This is a genomic window from Parvularcula oceani (genome assembly GCF_000733125.1).
GTDB lineage: Bacteria > Pseudomonadota > Alphaproteobacteria > Caulobacterales > Parvularculaceae > Parvularcula > Parvularcula oceani.
In genome coordinates this window covers 86684-104469 of record NZ_JPHU01000012.1, presented here as the reverse complement: position 1 = coordinate 104469, position 17786 = coordinate 86684, and the positions used below count along the sequence as shown (strand labels likewise).

At 67.0% G+C, this 17786-nt stretch carries 16 protein-coding genes; 10 read left to right on the top strand and 6 right to left on the bottom strand.

The features are described 5' to 3' along the window. Positions 1 to 20 precede the first annotated feature (20 nt). Positions 21 to 488, top strand: a complete 468-nt coding sequence (locus IE88_RS0112805; RefSeq protein ID WP_031555088.1) for a hypothetical protein — start codon at positions 21 to 23, stop codon at positions 486 to 488. 6 nt (positions 489 to 494) lie between these two features. Here IE88_RS0112805 and IE88_RS0112800 read toward each other — a convergent pair whose 3' ends face one another. Next, the gene (locus IE88_RS0112800; RefSeq protein WP_031555087.1) at positions 495 to 1496 is read right to left on the bottom strand and encodes a serine hydrolase domain-containing protein; all 1002 of its coding nucleotides are present in this window, start codon (positions 1494 to 1496) and stop codon (positions 495 to 497) included. Between the two features lie 74 nt (positions 1497 to 1570). Between IE88_RS0112800 and IE88_RS18410 the strand changes: the two genes are divergently transcribed. Next, a complete protein-coding gene (locus IE88_RS18410) occupies positions 1571 to 1816 on the top strand; it encodes a hypothetical protein (protein WP_031555086.1) in 246 nt (81 codons plus the stop codon). Positions 1817 to 2070: 254 nt separating this feature from the next. Here the strand turns inward: IE88_RS18410 and uvrA are convergent, their stop codons facing one another. Beyond that, positions 2071 to 4980 carry an excinuclease ABC subunit UvrA gene (gene uvrA / locus IE88_RS0112790; protein ID WP_031555085.1) on the bottom strand — a complete coding sequence of 970 codons (2910 nt, stop codon included), beginning with the start codon at positions 4978 to 4980 and terminating at the stop codon, positions 2071 to 2073. Positions 4981 to 5153: 173 nt separating this feature from the next. Here uvrA and IE88_RS0112785 point away from each other — a divergent pair, with 173 nt between their 5' ends. Then, positions 5154 to 6923 (top strand): tetratricopeptide repeat protein, encoded by a 1770-nt coding sequence (locus IE88_RS0112785; RefSeq protein ID WP_031555082.1) that lies wholly within the window; start codon positions 5154 to 5156, stop codon positions 6921 to 6923. Positions 6924 to 6927: 4 nt separating this feature from the next. Here IE88_RS0112785 and IE88_RS0112780 read toward each other — a convergent pair whose 3' ends face one another. Beyond that, on the bottom strand, positions 6928 to 7218 hold the full coding sequence (locus IE88_RS0112780) for a helix-turn-helix domain-containing protein (RefSeq protein ID WP_051882158.1): 291 nt from the start codon (positions 7216 to 7218) through the stop codon (positions 6928 to 6930). Between the two features lie 185 nt (positions 7219 to 7403). Here IE88_RS0112780 and ssb point away from each other — a divergent pair, with 185 nt between their 5' ends. The 6 genes from ssb to IE88_RS0112750 all read left to right on the top strand — a co-directional run bounded on the left by ssb (position 7404) and on the right by IE88_RS0112750 (position 12901). Next, entirely contained in the window at positions 7404 to 7892 is a 489-nt protein-coding gene (ssb, locus tag IE88_RS0112775) for a single-stranded DNA-binding protein (RefSeq protein WP_031555079.1), read from the top strand. A gap of 15 nt (positions 7893 to 7907) precedes the next feature. Next, entirely contained in the window at positions 7908 to 8297 is a 390-nt protein-coding gene (locus IE88_RS0112770; protein WP_031555077.1) for a VOC family protein, read from the top strand. Then, the gene (locus IE88_RS0112765; protein ID WP_031555075.1) at positions 8290 to 9051 is read left to right on the top strand and encodes a 16S rRNA (uracil(1498)-N(3))-methyltransferase; all 762 of its coding nucleotides are present in this window, start codon (positions 8290 to 8292) and stop codon (positions 9049 to 9051) included. Before IE88_RS0112770 ends, IE88_RS0112765 begins: the two co-directional genes overlap by 8 nt. A 97-nt stretch (positions 9052 to 9148) precedes the next feature. After that, the gene (locus IE88_RS0112760) at positions 9149 to 10360 is read left to right on the top strand and encodes an NADP-dependent isocitrate dehydrogenase (protein WP_031555073.1); all 1212 of its coding nucleotides are present in this window, start codon (positions 9149 to 9151) and stop codon (positions 10358 to 10360) included. A gap of 97 nt (positions 10361 to 10457) precedes the next feature. Then, on the top strand, positions 10458 to 11393 hold the full coding sequence (locus tag IE88_RS0112755; RefSeq protein WP_031555071.1) for an ABC transporter ATP-binding protein: 936 nt from the start codon (positions 10458 to 10460) through the stop codon (positions 11391 to 11393). Next, positions 11393 to 12901 carry an ABC transporter permease gene (locus tag IE88_RS0112750; protein WP_031555069.1) on the top strand — a complete coding sequence of 503 codons (1509 nt, stop codon included), beginning with the start codon at positions 11393 to 11395 and terminating at the stop codon, positions 12899 to 12901. The genes IE88_RS0112755 and IE88_RS0112750 overlap by 1 nt, the downstream gene beginning before the upstream one ends. On the opposite strand, the gene IE88_RS17495 is transcribed toward IE88_RS0112750, so the two are convergent. Next, a complete protein-coding gene (locus IE88_RS17495) occupies positions 12814 to 13455 on the bottom strand; it encodes a hypothetical protein (RefSeq protein ID WP_156032593.1) in 642 nt (213 codons plus the stop codon). The two genes, IE88_RS0112750 and IE88_RS17495, sit on opposite strands and share 88 nt — an antisense overlap. Positions 13456 to 13598: 143 nt before the next feature. Between IE88_RS17495 and IE88_RS0112740 the strand changes: the two genes are divergently transcribed. After that, positions 13599 to 15755: a TonB-dependent receptor domain-containing protein gene (locus IE88_RS0112740; protein WP_031555065.1), complete on the top strand. Its 2157-nt coding sequence runs from the start codon at positions 13599 to 13601 to the stop codon at positions 15753 to 15755. Between the two features lie 220 nt (positions 15756 to 15975). Here IE88_RS0112740 and IE88_RS0112735 read toward each other — a convergent pair whose 3' ends face one another. Next, entirely contained in the window at positions 15976 to 16557 is a 582-nt protein-coding gene (locus tag IE88_RS0112735; RefSeq protein ID WP_031555064.1) for an HNH endonuclease, read from the bottom strand. A gap of 234 nt (positions 16558 to 16791) precedes the next feature. Continuing rightward, positions 16792 to 17754 (bottom strand): DUF6625 family protein, encoded by a 963-nt coding sequence (locus IE88_RS0112730; protein ID WP_031555063.1) that lies wholly within the window; start codon positions 17752 to 17754, stop codon positions 16792 to 16794. Positions 17755 to 17786 lie beyond the last annotated feature (32 nt).

Below are 17786 nucleotides of genomic sequence, written 5' to 3'. Positions count from 1 at the left end.
GATGCTGGTGGGGGCGTGAGATGTACCTTCCGACATTCAAGTTCGCGACCGGCGGCACCTCGGCCTCTCTCGACGAGGTTCTGGCTCGCGGTCTCGAAGCGGTGGTCTATGCGGCCTTGCTTGTCATCGTCGTGCGCGGCGGCGGGGCGGGGCATGGCGACCTGTCATGGTCCGAACTGCAGGCGCTTCCGCCGCTGCCGGAAGGCAGCCTGCTCGTGCTCTTCCTGATCCAGCCCGCTGCGCTTTATCTGTGGGCGAGCTATGGGCGGTGGTCCCGCGTGGTGGTGCCGCTGATGGCGCTGGCTTTCGCAGCCGGAACGGCGGAGTGGCTTCACGACTATTCATATGGGCCCGAGAACGTTCTCTTCGCGAGCGGCCTGGCGCTGGCCTTCGCGGCGATGGTTGCCCTCGGCCGCAGGCCGCTTCCGGCTTTGATGGTCATGGCGGCGATGGTGCCCGTGGCAGTTTATTTCGGCGTGCTGCGCTGAGACCTCTCAGACAGCAGGCACGATCCGCCGCGCGACGAGGCGGTGGAGGGCCTGCACGTGGCCATCGACGCCGCGCGCATTGGGGTCGGAGGTCATGACGACGGTGAGCCCGAGGTCCGGGATCACGTAGACCATCTGCCCGCCATAGCCCCAGGCGTAATAGATGCGGTGCCCGCCCGCGCTGCCGATCCACCAGCCATAGCCGTAGGCGCCGCCCGACCAGGGGGAGCGGACGCGCGGCGTCCAACTCGCCTCGATCCAGTCCTCGCGCAGCACGCGCTGGCCGCCATAGATGCCGCCGCGGCGGTAGACTTCGCCGAAGGCGAGGAGGCCGCGCGGGGAGAGCGCCATGTTGTTCCCGCCCATATAGACCCCCTCCGGCGCGCGGGTCCAAGGCGGCACCTCGATCCCGAGAGGCTCGCCGAGCCAGTCGCGGGCGAGGGCGAGGAGAGAGCGCCCCGTCGCCTCGGTCAGCGCGGCGGCGAGGAGGTGGGAGGTGCCGGTCGAGTAGATCATGCGCCCGCCCGGCTCCGCCACGAAGGGCCGGCGCAGCGCATAGGCGGTCCAGTCGTCCGAGACGACCCAGGGCCCGTATTCCCGCCCCGAGGTCGAAGCGAGCCCGGCGCGCATGGTGAGGAGGTCTTCCAGCGTGATCTCGCTCGTGCGGGGCTCGATATCCGCAGGTGCGCGATCGGCGAGGAGGGGAAGCAGCCGCGCCTCGACGCCGGGCACCTCGCCTTGCGCGATGGCGATCCCCGCAAGGGCGGAGAGCACGGATTTCGACGCGCTCTTAATGTTCACCGGCGTGTCGAGGCCGGGGCCGTCAAAGACCCGCGCCGCAACCTCCTCGCCCTCGCGCGCGATGATCAGCGCGTTGAGCTGTTCCAGCGATGCCGCCTCTTCCAGCGCGGCGGCGAAGGGTTCGGCCTGCTGCGCCGCGCTCGGCCGGAAGAGGGCGCCGGTCGCGGCGGCGCCTGCAAGGAAGGTACGGCGGGACAGAGCGGTCATGCCGCTGATGTGGCGTGGCTAGACCCGGAGGACGAATGAACAATGCCTTACCGAAGGAGGTCAGGAGACCTCTGATGAAACTACTCTTTTCAATCTGGTTCGCGCCAAAGCGGGTGGATGCGCAGTGGGAAGTTCCAGAGATGAGCCTTGCTCACATTATCGAGTTCGATCTCGCCGAACCGGACAACTTCATACCCTCTGAGTACAGAGTCAGAGCCATAGAATTCGGGCAACTGCTTCTGGCATCGTGCGATCAGCCATTCAGCATATGCTCGCAGATAAATGTGATCGCTCGACCGGCTCTTCCGCAATTTGATTAGTCGCCGGCGAGCATCGGACGCGACTGCTAGAGACTGCTTCGCCCGCGTCAGTTCCAACAAGCTTGCCGCCTTTAAAAGATCCACTTCTATGCCCAAGCTGCCGAAATACTGTATCCGGCGGAGGTGATCGAGCGCGAGTGCGGGATTACCTGCCGCGCTGGCCTCAAGAGCTCTTACCCAGAGCACGCCAGTAGGAAAGGCCCTAATCCAACGTAGTGGAGACAGGTGGTGCCAGCGCCGTCCGACTACACCCATCAAGCCGCCATCCGCTTCCCGTTCTTCTTGCGCTTCGCCCGTTCCGCCTCATGGGCATCATAGCGCTCCAGCGTTTCCTTGAGGAAGCGGCCGGTATGGCTGTCCTTGTTGTCGGCAACATCCTCCGGCGTGCCGGTGGCGACAATGCGGCCGCCGCCGTCGCCGCCTTCGGGACCGATATCGATCAGCCAGTCGGCCTGCTTGATGACGTCGAGATTGTGCTCGATCACCACCACCGTGTTCCCGGAGTCGGCGAGTTCCTGGATCACTTCCATCAGCTTGCGGACGTCCTCGAAATGCAGGCCCGTCGTCGGCTCGTCGAGGATGTAGAGCGTGCGCCCGGTCGCCTGCCGGGACAGCTCCTTCGCCAGCTTCACGCGCTGTGCCTCGCCGCCCGACAGGGTCGTCGCCTGCTGGCCGACTTTCACATAGCCGAGGCCGACGCGGCAGAGCGTCTTCATCTTGTTGCGGATGGACGGCACGGCGGAGAAGAACTCCGCCGCCTCTTCCACGGTCATGTCCAGCACGTCGGCGATGGAGCGGCCCTTGAACTCGACCTCCAGCGTCTCGCGGTTATAGCGCTTGCCCTTGCAGACGTCGCAGGTGACGTAGACGTCGGGCAGGAAGTGCATCTCGATCTTGAGGACGCCGTCGCCCTGGCAGGCCTCGCAGCGCCCGCCCTTCACGTTGAAGGAGAAGCGGCCGGGCTTGTAGCCGCGGGCCTTCGCCTCGGGCAGGCCTGCGAACCATTCCCGGATCGGCCCGAAGGCGCCGGTATAGGTCGCCGGGTTCGAGCGCGGGGTGCGCCCGATCGGCGACTGGTCGATGTCGATGACCTTGTCGAGATGTTCGAGGCCCTCGATGCTCTCATAGCGGCCGGGCACCTGCTTGGCGTTCATCAGCTTGCGGCTGGCCGCCTTGTAGAGCGTCTCGATCGTCAGCGTAGACTTGCCGCCCCCCGACACGCCGGTGACGCAGGTGAGGAGGCCGATGGGAAACTCCGCCGTCACGTTCTGGAGGTTGTTGGACGACGCGCCCTCGATTCTCACCACGCGCTCGGGGTCGAAGACGCGGCGCTCGTCGGGCACAGGCACGTCGCGGCGGCCCGCGAGGTAATCTCCGGTCACGGACTTCTTGTTGCCCATGATCTGCTTGGGCGTGCCGCAGGCGACGACTTCGCCGCCGTGAACGCCGGCGCCCGGGCCGATGTCGAGGACGTAGTCGGCGGTGCGGATCGCGTCCTCGTCATGCTCGACCACGATGACCGAATTGCCGAGGTCGCGGAGGCGGCGCAGCGTCTCCAGCAGGCGCTCATTGTCGCGCTGGTGCAGGCCGATGGAGGGCTCGTCGAGAACGTAGAGGACGCCCGTCAGGCCAGAGCCGATCTGGCTTGCCAGCCGGATGCGCTGGCTCTCCCCGCCCGACAGCGTGCCGGAGGCGCGCTCGAGCCCGAGATAGCTGAGGCCGACCGAGTTCAAAAAATGCAGCCGGTCGCGGATCTCCTTGAGGATGCGCTCGGCGATGCTCTTCTGCTTGTCCGTAAGCTGACCGTCGAGCGCGCGGAACCAGTCATCCGCGTCCCGGATCGAACGCGCCGTCGCCTCGGCGATATCGTCGCCGGCGATCTTCACCGCAAGCGCCTCGGGCTTCAACCGCTTGCCGCCGCAGGCCTCGCAGGGGGCGGAGGACTGGAACTTCTCCATCTCCTCGCGGACCCAGGCGCTGTCGGTCTCGCGCCAGCGGCGTTCGAGGTTCGGGATCACGCCCTCGAAGCTCTTGGTGGTGTCGTATTGGCGCAGCCCGTCATCGTAGACGAAGCGCACCTTCTCCTTGTTCGTGCCGAAGAGGACGATCTTCTTCTGCTGGGCGTCGAGGTCGCGCCAGCGGTCGGAAACCTTGAAGCCGTATTTCTCGCCCAGAGCTTCGAGCGTCTGGGTGTAATAGGGGCTCTGCGTCTTGGACCAGGCGGCGATGGCGCCCTTGCGCAAGGTCGCATCGGGGTCGGGCACGACCAGCTCTGGATCGAAGACCTTCTTCGAGCCTAACCCGTCGCAGGCCGGGCAGGCGCCCTGCGGCGAGTTGAAGGAGAAGAGGCGCGGCTCGATCTCCTCGATCGTGAAGCCGGAGACGGGGCAGGCGAATTTGGCCGAGAAGGTGATGCGGTGCGGCGCGCCGCCATCCTCGGGCTTGTTCGCGCTCTCGGCGACCGCGATCCCGTCGGCGAGGTCGAGCGCGGTCTCGAAGCTCTCGGCGAGGCGGCTCTCGATCCCCTCCTTGATGACCACGCGGTCGACGACGACGTCGATGTCGTGCTTGAGCTTCTTGTCGAGCGCCGGGACCTCGGCGACGTCATAGAACTCGCCGTCGACGCGCACGCGCTGGAAGCCGCGCTTCATCAGCTCGGCCAGTTCCTTGCGGTATTCGCCCTTCCGCCCCCGGATCATCGGCGCGAGGAGGTAGAAGCGCGCCTTCTCGCCCTCCGCCATCAGCCGGTCGACCATCTCCGAGACGGTCTGAGAGGCGATGGGCTCACCGGTGACGGGAGAGTAGGGGACCCCCACCCGCGCCCAGAGAAGGCGCATATAGTCGTAGATCTCGGTCACCGTCGCGACGGTCGAGCGAGGGTTCTTGGACGTCGTCTTCTGCTCGATGGAGATCGCCGGGGACAGGCCCTCGATCTGGTCCACGTCGGGCTTCTGCATCAGCTCGAGGAACTGGCGCGCATAGGCGGACAGGCTCTCGACATAGCGCCGCTGCCCTTCGGCATAGATCGTGTCGAAGGCGAGCGAGGACTTGCCCGAGCCCGACAGGCCCGTGACCACCACCAGCGCGTCGCGCGGCAGCGACACGTCGATGTTCTTCAGGTTGTGCTCGCGCGCGCCGGTGACGGTGATGTTCTTGAGCGACAAAGGGACCCTCCGCGTAAGGCCGGGATGTAGGCGCCTAGCGGATCGGGTGAAGGAGAACAACTGGAGAACGATTCGGCTGCGCAATTGATTTGACGAAAGGTGCGCCCGGTTCGATTGCCAAAGGCGCGGGGGGTTCGCGCCGGGATCACGGCGCCGAGCCGATGGGGAGAGAGATGAAGGGGAAACTGCTGTTGAGCGGCGGCGCGATGGCGCTCGCCGCGCTTGGCGTGTCCGCCGAAAGGCGCAGCGCCGAGGCCGTGCCGTTCCTGCCGCCCGTCCTGACCGCGCAGAGCCTGTGCGGGCCGGACGGCATCGCGAAGCGCCAGGCCTATTTCCTGCGCATGGCCCGCGCCTACGCCGGGGACGACGAGAAGAAGCCGGCGGTCGCGTCTCTGCGGCCGGATACGATCGAGCCGCTGGCCCGCAAGATCACCACGGAGCACGAGGTGGCCCAGGAGGGCTTCGATCTCGGCCTCGCCTATATGATCGGCTTCAACCACGGAGAGGCGATCCAGGCCTTCCGCGCGGCGCAGGAAGCCGATCCGGGCTGCGCCATGTGCTATTGGGGCGAGGCGCTGGCGCTCGGCCCGCACATCAATGCGCAGATGCCGCCCGAGGACGGCGAGCGGGCCTATGCCGCCCTGCAGGAGGCCGAGCGGCTGGCGAGCGGCGCCAGCGAGAAGGAGCGCCAGCTCATCGCCGCGCTCGCCACCCGCTATGCCCAGGACCCGGCGGCGGAGAGGGCGCCGCTCGACGGCGCCTATGCCGATGCGATGGACCGGGTCGCGAGAGCCTATCCGGAAGACGACCTGATCGCCGTTCTCGCCGCCGAGGCGAACATGGACACCCAGCCCTGGGACTATTGGGCAGCGAACGGGCGGGAGCCCAAGGGGCGGACGGCGCGCACGCTCGAGCTTCTCGAAACGGTGCTGGCGCGCAATCCCGACTACACCCCGGCGATCCACCTCTACATCCATGCGGTGGAAGCCTCGACCGATCCCGACCGCGCGGCGACGCATGCCGACAGGCTGGCGGAGCTCGCGACCGATCTCGGCCACCTCGTCCACATGCCGACGCATATCTATTACCGGCTGGGACGCTGGGAGCAGTCGCTCGACCGGAACATCGACGCGGTCGCGGCGGACGAGGCCTATATGGCCGCGACCGATGTCGGCGACCTCTACGCCTATGGCTACTATCCGCACAACGTCCACTTCGCCCTGACCTCCGCCCAGATGGCGGGCGCGAAGAAGGACGGCATGAAGATGGCGGAGAAGCTCGACGCCGTCGTGCCGATCGAGATGGCGGCGACGATCCCGCTGGCCCAGCCGATCAAGGCCGCGCCGATCTTCGCCGTGGTCCAGTTCGGCGACCCGGGCGCCATGCTCGCGCTCGAGGATCCGGGCGACGCCGCGCCGCTGGTCAAGGGCGCCTGGCATTATGCGAGAGGCGAGGGCTATGCCCGCTCCGGCGAGCCGGAGAAGGCAATGGCGGAGGCCCGCAAGATCGCCGCGCTGGCCGGGCGGCCGGAGACCCGTGCGCTGATCGAAGCCGACGTGCCGGGCCCGGACATCCTGCGCATCGCCGAGCTGACGGTGAAGGCCCGCGCCCATGCGGCAGGAGGCGATTACGCCGCGGCGATCCCGCTCATGGAAGAGGCCGCCGAATTGCAGGAGAGCCTGCCCTATATGGAGCCGCCCTACTGGTACTATCCGGCCAAGCAGACGCTCGCCGCAATGGTGCTTCAGGCGGGAGAGCACGAACGCGCAGAGCGCCTCTTCCTCGCCTCGCTCGCGGAGTCGCCGAACAATGCCTGGGCGCTCGCGGGCCTGCACGAGACTTACAAGGCGAGCGGCGACAGGGCCGCGGCGCGCTATGCGCGGGCGCTGTTCAAGGAAGCGTGGATGGGCGGGCGGCGCGGGCCGGATCTGGAGGCGTTGTAGTTTTCTAGAGCCACACACGAAGGTCGTCCGGCTCGACATCGAGAAGGGCGGCGACAGCTTTCTCCTGCGCATCGGTGAGACGGCCTTCGCCCGCCTCGACTGCCCTCAGATTGGCCTCCGTCATGCCGACCTCGCGGCAGACGACGTCGGTAGAGATCTGCCGGTATTCACGGTAGGCTCGAACGGGATGCTCTCCGTCGATGAGCCTGTCGACAAGCTCGGCCGGGAACGTCTCGCCATCTCGAGGAGCATCGAACGCAGCGATATCTGCTTCTTCTTCTGGATCTTCGCACATGCCAGGTCCTCCCGTCAGGGCGGTGACCCTACCAACCCCTTCTCGGATCGCGAACCTCGCCAATGCTAGGACCTTGCGACCGGGCCAGAACAGGAATAGAACATTCCTGTGAATAACTCGGTGTTAGGAATCGCTTCGGGCGGCCTAGCCTGTTCGCCTGGAACAACAGCATTCGGAGGCTCCTGATGGCAGGCAGCGTCAACAAGGTCATCCTGATCGGCAATCTCGGCCAGGACCCCGAGGTCCGCTCGTTCAACAATGGCGGGCAGGTCTGCAACCTCTCGCTCGCCACGTCCGAGAGCTGGAAGGACAAGCAGTCCGGCGAGCGGCGCGAGCGGACCGAATGGCACCGCGTGGCCATCTTCTCCGAGCCGCTGGTGCGCGTCGCGCAGAACTATCTCAAGAAGGGCTCGAAGGTTTACATCGAGGGCCAGCTCGAGACCCGCAAATGGCAGGACCAGAACGGTCAGGACCGCTACACGACCGAGGTCGTGCTGCGCCCCTACCGCTCCGAGCTGACCATGCTGGACGGCCGCGGCGAGGGCGGCGGCGGCGGTGACCGCATGGGCGGCGGCTATGGCCAGCAGATCTCCGGCGGCCCGCAGGACGACCGAGGCGGCTATGGCGGCGGCGGCGGGTCCGACTTCGACCTCGACGACGACATCCCGTTCTGATCGGCGGTCCGGGCGGTGGACCTCAATCAGGTCACGCTCACGGTCGACGACATGCCGGCGGCGATCGGCTTCTACGAGGCGCTCGGCCTGCGGTGCATCGTTCACACCCATGAACGCTATGCGCGCTTCGAGCTGCCTTGCGGTTCGACCACGCTGTCCTTGCACCTCGGCGACCGTCCGAAGGACGGCGGGCCCTTGCTCTACTTCGAGACCGAGGACGTCGATGCGCGCTTCGCTGCGCTGAGCGCGAAGGGGGTGGCCTTCGAAGGCGCCCCGGAAGACAAGAGCTGGCGCTGGCGCGAGGCGTGGTTCCGGGATCCGGCGGGCAACCGCCTCTGCCTCTATCATGCCGGACCCGACCGGCGGTTTCCGCCCTGGCGCGAGGAAGGAAGACGAAGTGGCTAAACCCGCTCCGCGGCTCTTCGTCGAGGCGGACCTGGCGCAGGGGCGGGACGTGCCCCTGTCCAAGCCCGCCGCCCATTATCTCGGCACGGTGCTGCGCCTCGGCGAAGGCGCAGAGGTCCTGCTCTTCAACGGGCGGGACGGCGAATGGCGCGGGCGGATCGCGCAGGTTTCGCGCAAGGGCGGGGCGGTGACGCTCGAAGAGCGAAGGCGCGAGCAGGAAGAAGGACCGGACCTCACCCTCCTCTTCGCGCCGCTCAAGAAGGGGCCGACCGACCTCATCCTCCAGAAGGGCACGGAACTCGGCGTGCGCCGCTTCGTGCCGGTCATCACCGAACGGACCCAGTCCGAGCGCGTGAAGACGGACCGCCTGACCGCCATCGCCGTCGAGGCCGCAGAGCAGTGCGAACGGCTGAGCGTGCCGGTGGTCGAGGAGCCGCTGCCCCTGAACGCGGCGCTCGAAGGGGCGGAGCGCATCCTGTTCTGCGACGAGGCCGGCGACGACGACACCGCCCGCTGGGGCGGGGCGGAAGGGCGCGGCGCGCCGGCGCTCGACGCGCTGCGCGGGCAGCCGCGCGAGGGCTGGTCCGTCCTCATCGGGCCCGAAGGCGGGTTTTCGCCTCAAGAGCGGGCCATGCTGCGCGGACGCGAATGCGCGCTCGCCGTCAGCCTCGGCCCGCGCATCCTCAAGGCGGAGACGGCGACCATCGTCGCGCTCAGCCTCTGGGGCGCGGCCCTCGGGGATTTGAGCGGCTGAACGCCGGTCTTGCGCAGCCTCGCCCCCTTTGTGCTTCGGCCATCCCCTGCTAGGGGCGCGCCAACCCGACACCACATTCATCCGGAAGGCAGCGCACATGGCGAAGATCAAGGTCAAGAATCCGGTCGTCGAACTCGACGGCGACGAGATGACGCGGATCATCTGGCAGATGATCAAGGACAAGCTCATCCATCCCTATCTCGACATCGATCTGCACTATTACGACCTCGGCATCGAGCATCGCGACGAGACCGAGGACCAGGTGACGGTCGATGCGGCCAATGCGATCAAGGAGCACGGCGTCGGCGTCAAATGCGCCACGATCACGCCGGACGAGGCCCGGGTCGAGGAATTCGGCCTCAAGAAGATGTACCGCTCGCCCAACGGCACGATCCGGAACATCCTGGGCGGCGTCGTCTTCCGCGAGCCGATCATCATCCGCAACGTGCCGCGCCTCGTGCCCGGCTGGACCCAGCCCATCATCATCGGCCGCCACGCATTCGGCGACCAGTACCGCGCGACCGACATGCTCTTCCCCGGCGAAGGCAAGCTGTCGATCAAGTGGGAAGGCAAGAACGGCGAAGTCGAGGAATTCGAGGTCTTCGACGCCCCGTCCTCCGGCATCTTCATGGGCATGTACAACCTCGACGATTCGATCGCCGATTTCGCCCGCGCCTGCTTCAATTACGGCCTGAGCCGCGAATATCCGGTCTATCTGTCGACCAAGAACACCATCCTCAAAAAGTACGATGGCCGCTTCAAGGACATCTTCGCCGAGATCTACGACAAGGAATTCAAGGCGGAGTTCGAGAAGAAGGGCCTGCATTACGAGCACCGCCTGATCGACGACATGGTCGCGTCCTCGATGAAATGGTCGGGCGGCTATGTCTGGGCGTGCAAGAACTACGATGGCGACGTGCAGTCGGACACGGTCGCGCAAGGGTTCGGCAGCCTCGGCCTCATGACCTCCGTGCTGCTCACCCCGGACGGCAAGATCGCCGAATCCGAAGCCGCCCACGGCACGGTCACCCGCCATTTCCGCGCCCATCAGCGCGGCGAGGAGACCTCCACCAACTCGATCGCCTCGATCTATGCCTGGACGCGGGGCCTCGCCCACCGCGCCAAGCTCGACGATACGCCGGAACTGGCGAAATTCGCCGATACGCTCGAGCAGACGATCATCAAGACCGTCGAGAGCGGCCACATGACGAAGGACCTCGCTCTGCTGATCGGCGCCGAGCAGGGCTGGCTGACCACGACCGGCTTCCTCGACAAGGTCGACGAGAACTTCCAGAAGGCGATGGCATAAGCGCCTCCTCCTTCTTGATTATCGGTAAGAGGCCCGCCACGCTCCGCCGTGGCGGGCCTTTTCTTTGTGTTCATCGGCCCGGGGGTAGAGCACGCGCATGACCGATCCCGTTCTTCGCCTGTCCGGCATCACCCGGCGTTTCGGCGCCTTCACGGCGGTGAAGGACCTGTCCTTCACCGTGCGGCCCGGAGAGATCTACGGCTTTCTGGGGCAGAACGGCGCGGGCAAGACCACGACGCTGCGCATGCTCATGGACATCGTCTCGCCGAGCGCGGGCGAGCTGTCCGTGCTCGGCTCGCACCGCCCGCGCGAAGTGCGCCGCCGCGTCGGCTACCTTCCCGAGGAGCGCGGCCTCTACAAGAAGATGAAGGCGGCCGACTCGATCGCCTATTTCGCCCGCCTCAAGGGCGTGCCGCGCAAGACCGCGCGCGAGCGGGCGGAGGCGCTGCTGGACCGCTTCGAGCTCGGCGAGTTCGCGAACGCCAAGATCGAGGCCTTGTCCAAGGGCATGGCGCAGAAGGTCCAGCTCCTTTCCGTCATCGCGCATGAGCCCGAGCTCCTCATCCTCGACGAGCCGTTCTCCGGCCTCGACCCGGTCAACCAGCAGATCCTCGAGGACATGATCCTGGAACTGCGCGCAGGGGGACGGACGATCATCTTCTCCACCCATGTGATGGAGCATGCGGAGCGCCTCTGCGACCGCTTCTTGATGATCGCCAAGGGCAAGAAGGTCTTCGAAGGCACGCTGGCCGATGCGCGGGCGCGCGAGGGAGAGCGCCTGCTCCTTGGTACGCCGGACGATCCGAGCGGCCTCACGGCGCTGCCCGAGGTGGAGAGCGTCGAGGCGGTCGAGGCGGCCCTCTTCCGGCTCTCCCTTGCCGAGGGCGCGGACAGGCAGCGGGTTCTCGCCGCCTGCCTCGAGCGGAACATCCGCGTCGAGCGCTTCGGGGCCGCCCAGCTCTCCCTGCACGAACTCTTCTTCCGCCTCGCCGGCGCCGCGCCGGATGAAGCCGCGCAGAGGGAGGCCGCCTGATGGCGCTGTTCCAGCTGATCGCGCAGGAATACCGGCGCTACGTCCTCACGCGGGGATTCCTGCTCTTCCTCGCCATCATCCCGATCTCCATCGGCTTCGGCGCGCTGGCGGGCTTCCTCAGCGAATATGCGGCGCCGGTCCGGGCGTTCACCGTCGTCGACGCGACGGGCCGCTACGGGACGGAAATCGACCGCGTCCTCGAACAGCGGCATCTGCGCCGCGTGGTCTCGGCCTGGGATGCCTATGTCGAGGGCCTGGAGGCGGTCGGGGACGAGGAGTTCGATCTTCCCGACCCCTTCGCGCCCGACGACAATACTCCTGCGCGCCGCATCGCTTTCGCGGAAGCCGGCGGGCTCGAAGCGGCCAATGCCGCCATAGCCGGCCAGCTGCCGCCCGACACGCCCCTTGCGGAGGAGCCGAAGCGCAATCTGCGGCGTGTCCCGCCGCCCGCCGATATCGAGGGGCTGCCGCTCGAACAGGCGGCCGAGGCGCTGCGGCCCTTCCTCAACGGCGATGCGGAGATCCCGGGCAGCGATGACGGCCTGTTCGCCGCCGTGCTCATTCCCGCCGATTTCGGCCCGGACGGTGCGGAGGCGCAGTTCTGGACGCAGAACCTGACCGACGAATCGCTTTCGGATGCGGTGGAGGAGGCGCTGACCGTCGCGCTCCAGCGCCGCGCCTATGAGGAGCGGGGGCTTTCGATCCAGGATGTCCGGGCGGTCGATTCGATCCGCGCGCCCTTCGACCGCTTCAAGTCGAACTCCGAGACCGGCGAAGCGGTCAGCGTCCGCGAGGAGCTGGCGCTCTACGTGCCGCTGGGGCTCGCCTATATCCTTCTCGCCATGGTGCTGAGCGTGGGCGGCATGCTGCTGACCTCCACCGTCGAGGAAAAGTCGAACAAGATCGTCGAGGTGCTGCTGTCTTCGGTCACCGCGACCGAGCTGATGGTGGGCAAGCTGATCGGCCTCCTGCTGGTCGGCATCACCGCGCCGGTCCTGTTCCTGCTTCTCGGCTTCATCGCGCTGACGGCATTCGGCGGCGCGGGCGAAGTGGTCAGCGCGTTCCGGGCGATCCTGTTCGGCTCGCCTCTCGTGCCGCTCTTCTTCTTCTACTTCCTGCTCGGCTATCTGATGTTCGCCTCGCTCTATCTCGCGATCGGGGCGATGTCGCAGTCGATCCAGGATGCGCAGAGCTTCGTGACGCCGATCACCATCCTCCTCGTCCTGCCTCTGCCCTTCCTGCAGATGGTGGTGACGGACCCCAACGGGATCGTGGCGCGGATCCTGACCTGGATTCCGATCTATACGCCCTATGCCGTGATGATGCGCATCAACGCCGATCCGCCGGTCTGGGAGATCGTCGGCGCGACGCTGCTCCTTCTCGCCTTCACCGGCGCGCTCGTCTTCTTCATGGGGCGGATCTACCGCAATGGCGTGTTGAGCAGCGGCGGCGCGCCGAAATTCACCGATGCGCTGAAGCTCGCGCGGACCTCCTCCGCCTCGGCGTGACCCAGAGCGGCGAGGAGGGGCGCGAGCCGCGCTCCCTCCCGCCGTGGCGGCAGCCCTGACAGGAGCCGCCAGGCATCCTCGACGATCGCCGCCTGGTGCTCGAAGGGCCTGCGTCCGAGCGGGGCCTCCGTCACCCGATAGGCATAGGCGCTGCGCCCCGTCAGCCAGGCCCGGCCATGGGCGAAGGCGCCGCGCGCGATCAGGTCCATTCCGGCCTGATACTGGGCGCAATGGGTCAGCTCGTGCAGCAGCAGCGCCTGAATGGCAGGCGGCGCGGCCGTGAAATCCCGCGGCAGGGGCCGGCCCCAATAGATGCCGTTCCAAGGCGCCATGACGACGCCGCGGGGCTGGAAGGGCAGCCGTCCCGCCTTCAGGCGGACAGAGGCGGTGTCGAGCGCCGCGCCGAAGACCGATGCGGCCATGGCGCGCTCTGCGGCGGCGAGGCCGCGCGCCCTGATCACGGGCCGCGCCCCCTCCGCCATCTCGTTGCTCCCACGCCTTGTCATGCCCATGGCGTTCTCTTTCGGCGGGACATCCTCGGGGCCTTTCGGCATGGCCGCCGCCATGCCGAAAGGCCGCGCAAGCGGGATCTAGCGCAAATCCGCCTCCCGCGCTCTTCATGAGACGCATTCGCAGTTGCAATCGGCCATGAGGTTTGCTTATTGCGTCTCATTCTCAATCTGACAGGCCGTTCACAATGTCCTCATTCCGCCTCTGCACATCGCTTCTGGTCATCGCGGCGCTCATGCCCGCCCATGCGCAGGAGGCAGAGGAGAAGGCGCCGGCGACCGCCGTCGATCTCGGTACGGAAGAGGACGAGATCGTCGTCACCGCCTCCGGCTTCAAGCGCAACCCCGCCACCGCCCCGGCCAGCGTCACCCTCCTGTCGCGGATCGAGCTCGAGCAGCGGCGGGTGATCAATCTCGGCGAGGCGCTCGAAACGGTCCAGGGCGTGGATACCGGGAGCGGGACGGGCAAGACCGGCGGGCCGTCCATCGCGATCCGGGGCATGCCGAGCGACTACACGCTCGTCCTGATCGACGGGCGGCGCCAGAACCCGGCGGGCAATGTCACGCCCAACGGCTTCGGCGGGACGAGCACGAGCTTCCTGCCCCCGGTCTCGGCGATCGAGAGGATCGAGGTCGTGCGCGGGCCGATGTCGACGCTTTACGGCTCGGACGCCATGGGGGGCGTCGTCAACATGATCACGCGGGAGCCGGGGGAGGCCCTGTCCGGCGAGATCGGGCTCGATGCGACGCTTCAGGAGGATGCCGAATTCGGCAACACCTATACCGGCAATGCCTATGTCGACGGGCCCATCGTGCCGGGCCGGCTGTTCTTCGCGCTGAAGGGGCAGGCGACGCGCCGCGAAGCGGCGACGCTGACCTTCGTCGACGATGAGGGGCAGGAGCAGGAAGTTAGCCGCCGGGGCAGCAGCCCGGTCGAGGCCGATCTCTACGCCTATGGCGGGCGCGTGACCTGGACCCCCGGCTCCTCGCACCGCCTCTGGGTCGATTACGAAGGCGCCTATCAGTCCTATGACAATTCCGAAGGGCAGCTCGGCACGCTCGGCCCGCGCGGCTATGCCGAAGAGCTCACCTTCGAGCGCGATCAGCTCCTCCTCGCCCACCGGTGGGAGGTCGCCGGCGGCGTTCTCGACTGGGACGTCACCTGGAACGAGACCGAGACGACCGGGCGCATCCTGCCCGCGGACGTGCCGGGTACGGATCGCATCAGGGGCGGTGACCGCGAGCTGCGCGCGACCAACCTCCTCCTCAACGGCCAGTACAATATCGAGATCGACGCCCATCAGCTGACGCTCGGCGGCCAGGTCTGGGATGCCGAACTGATCGACGGGGTGGCCGCGGACCCGCTCGAACACGTCCAGACCGCGCTCTTCGCCGAGGACGCCTGGGCGATCCTCCCGGCGCTGACGCTGACCGGCGGGGTGCGCTGGGACCATCACGACACCTTCGGCAGCCAGGTTAGCCCGCGGGTCTATGCCGTCTACGAGGCGACGCCGAACCTCGTGGTGAAGGGCGGGATCAGCCGGGGCTTCAAGACGCCGCGGCTCGACCAGATCGCGGAAGGCATTGTCGGCTTCCGCGGCCAGGGAACCATTCCCGTTCTCGGAACGCCGACCCTCCAGCCGGAGACGACGACGACCTACGAGGCGAGCTTCTTCTACGATATCGGCACGTTCAGCCTGACGGCGGGCGTGTTCCGCAACGAGTTCGACGACAAGATCGCCGGCGGACCCGCGCTCCTCAATTGCAGCTTCGAGCTGACCGAAGCGGAATATGACGCGCTCGCGGACCGCTCGGGCTGCACCGATGTCGGCTTCTATCCGGGCGTCGCCGAATTCGCGCAGACCGTGAATGTCGACGAGGCCGTGACCGAAGGGGTCGAGGCCGCGGCGACATGGGACGTCACCGGCAGCCTGCGCCTGACGGCGAACTACACGCTGACCGATTCAGAGCAGCTCAGCGGTCCCGAAGAGGGCGAGCCGCTGGTCAACACGCCGCGCCACGTCGTCAATGGCCGCATCGCCTATGACATCACGCCCGATATCGGCATCTGGACGCGGGCGCGCTTCAACTCCGACCGCTATCGCGGGTCGGGCGAGGCGCAGGACCAGCTCGGCGATTACGACGCCTTCTCGATCTTCGATCTCGGCGCGTCCTGGCAGGCGACGGACAAGGTGCGCTTCAACGCTACGATCAACAATGTGACGGACGAGAACTTCGTCGACTTCCTGCCCTATACCCGGCGCGGAAGCCCCGATTTCGCGCCGGTCTATCCCATCATCCGCGAAGGCCGGAACCTCTGGCTGTCGGCGAACTTCGCCTTCTGATCCGGACCGCGGCGGGTTTTCGCGGCAAGCATCCGGCGGCGCGCTTTCTGCCATTGCCGGTCCTGGCCGCGATCCTGGTTCCGCTGCATCCGCCCAAGGGTCCGACAATCCGGTCAGCGCCCGTTCCGGGGTCGCCCTGTCGGCCTCGGCGGCACCTGCAACTCGCAAGGGGCAATCCGGGACGGCGTCGGCTGGCAGCCCCGGGAGCCGGAGCGGTGCATCAGGGCTCCAGCTCGACGTCCCAGTAGAGGTAGTCCTGCCAGCTTTCGTGCAGATAGTTGGGCGGGAAGGCCCGGCCGCGCTCGTTGAGTTCGAACATGTTGGGCCTGCGGGGCGTCTGGGCCGGGAACATCTTCGCGTCCCTCGGCATCTTGCCGCCTTTCTTGAGATTGCAGGGGCTGCAGGCGGCGACGATGTTCTCCCAGGTCGTCTTGCCGCCGCGGCTGCGCGGGATGACGTGGTCGAAGGTCAGGCTTTCGCGTTCGCCCGCGCCGCAATACTGGCAGCTGAAGCGGTCGCGCAGGAAGACGTTGAAACGGGTGAAGGCCGGCTTGCGCGCATGGCTGACATAGGATTTCAGCGCGATTACCGAGGGCAGGCGCATGGCGCAGGTGGGGCTGTGCACCTCGGTCTCGTATTCGGCGACGACGTCGACCCGGTCGAGGAAGACCGCCTTGAGCGTGTCCTGCCACGACCACAGGGAGAGGGGGAAATAGCTCAGCGGACGGAAATCCGCATTGAGAACGAGGGCAGGGCATCCATCAGGCGCCGCCGCTGCCCTGGCGGGATGAGAAAGCTGCACGTCTAGAGGCTCCTCCGATCGGGAGCATTCCAGACCTGGCCGCCTATTCGGGTGGTCGCGACCTGTCTCGTCTGTGTGGCGAGGCTAGTGAACGCCCGTTACTCCCAGAGTTGATGCCGCGGCGCCCATGCACCGCTACCGGGGATAGTAGCCGATTCTACATGACGTGCATGTGACGGCAACCAACTATCCGGAAATGTGGTTTTCCGGCGCGAGATTCGGCCATCGGCCCCATCAGCGGCCGTGACGGCGGCGCCCCAGGAGCCGTTCGCGCAGCCACAGCTTCATGCGCCACAGGGCCACCTCCGAAAAGCCGTCGCGCCCGTAGATCATCAGGCCGTGCCGGTCGAAGACGAGGCCGAAGGGCTGCCGGCCGGATGCGCCATCAGCGCTCCAGAAGCCGAACCGGTCGAAGGAAAAGCCCGCTTCGGCCTCTTGCGGCGAGGGAAACGGGTGTCCCGCCTTCTTGTAACGGCCCCAGTGATAATAGGTGATCTCGTGGCCTTCATTGTCGATGAGGCGGCCCTTCTCATAGCGATAGGAGCGCCCGGGCCAGGGAATGTCGCCGCGCTTGGCATGCGGCCAGCCCCAGCGCACGGCGAGCCGTCCCTCGGCCTCCGCGCGCTTGACGCTGGCGGTGAAGGAGCCTTCGGCGCCCGGGCGATTCCAGCTCGATTCGTCATAGGCCCAGAGGGCCGGATCGCGCAGCGCCTCGGCGAAGGCGGGATCTTCGAGCGCGAGGCCGTTCACCGCCTCGCGGTTGCGCAGCACGGTGAGATGCCCCGTCGTCATGGTTTCGCTCGGCGTGACGACATCCATCCCCTCGGCCAGGAGCGGGCGGAGATGACGATCAAGATCGCCATAGAGGACGTCCTCGTCGCCATAGGCCCAGTAGTCGTAGCCGCGCAGCTCCTCGGCGAAGAGGCGGCCATAGGCCGGACGCAGATCGCAGAGCTTGCGTGCCTCCGGCAGGGCGAGGGGCAGGCCGAGCGTCGTTTCGGCCCGGCTCCGCAGCGCCTCCAGCGTCGTGGGGACGAACCGCGCATTGGCCGGCAGGGCCGCCGGTTCCGTGTCGCCGATCAGGAGAAGATCGAGCGTATGTTGCGTGCCGACGGCATGAAGGAAGAGCGGGAACCAGGGGCCGAAGGCGCCGAAATAGGGCAGGATCAGCAGAGCCTTCGCCTTGTCCTCCGCCATGTCGCCGCCTCCGTTCCGGCCCTCCCCGCGCA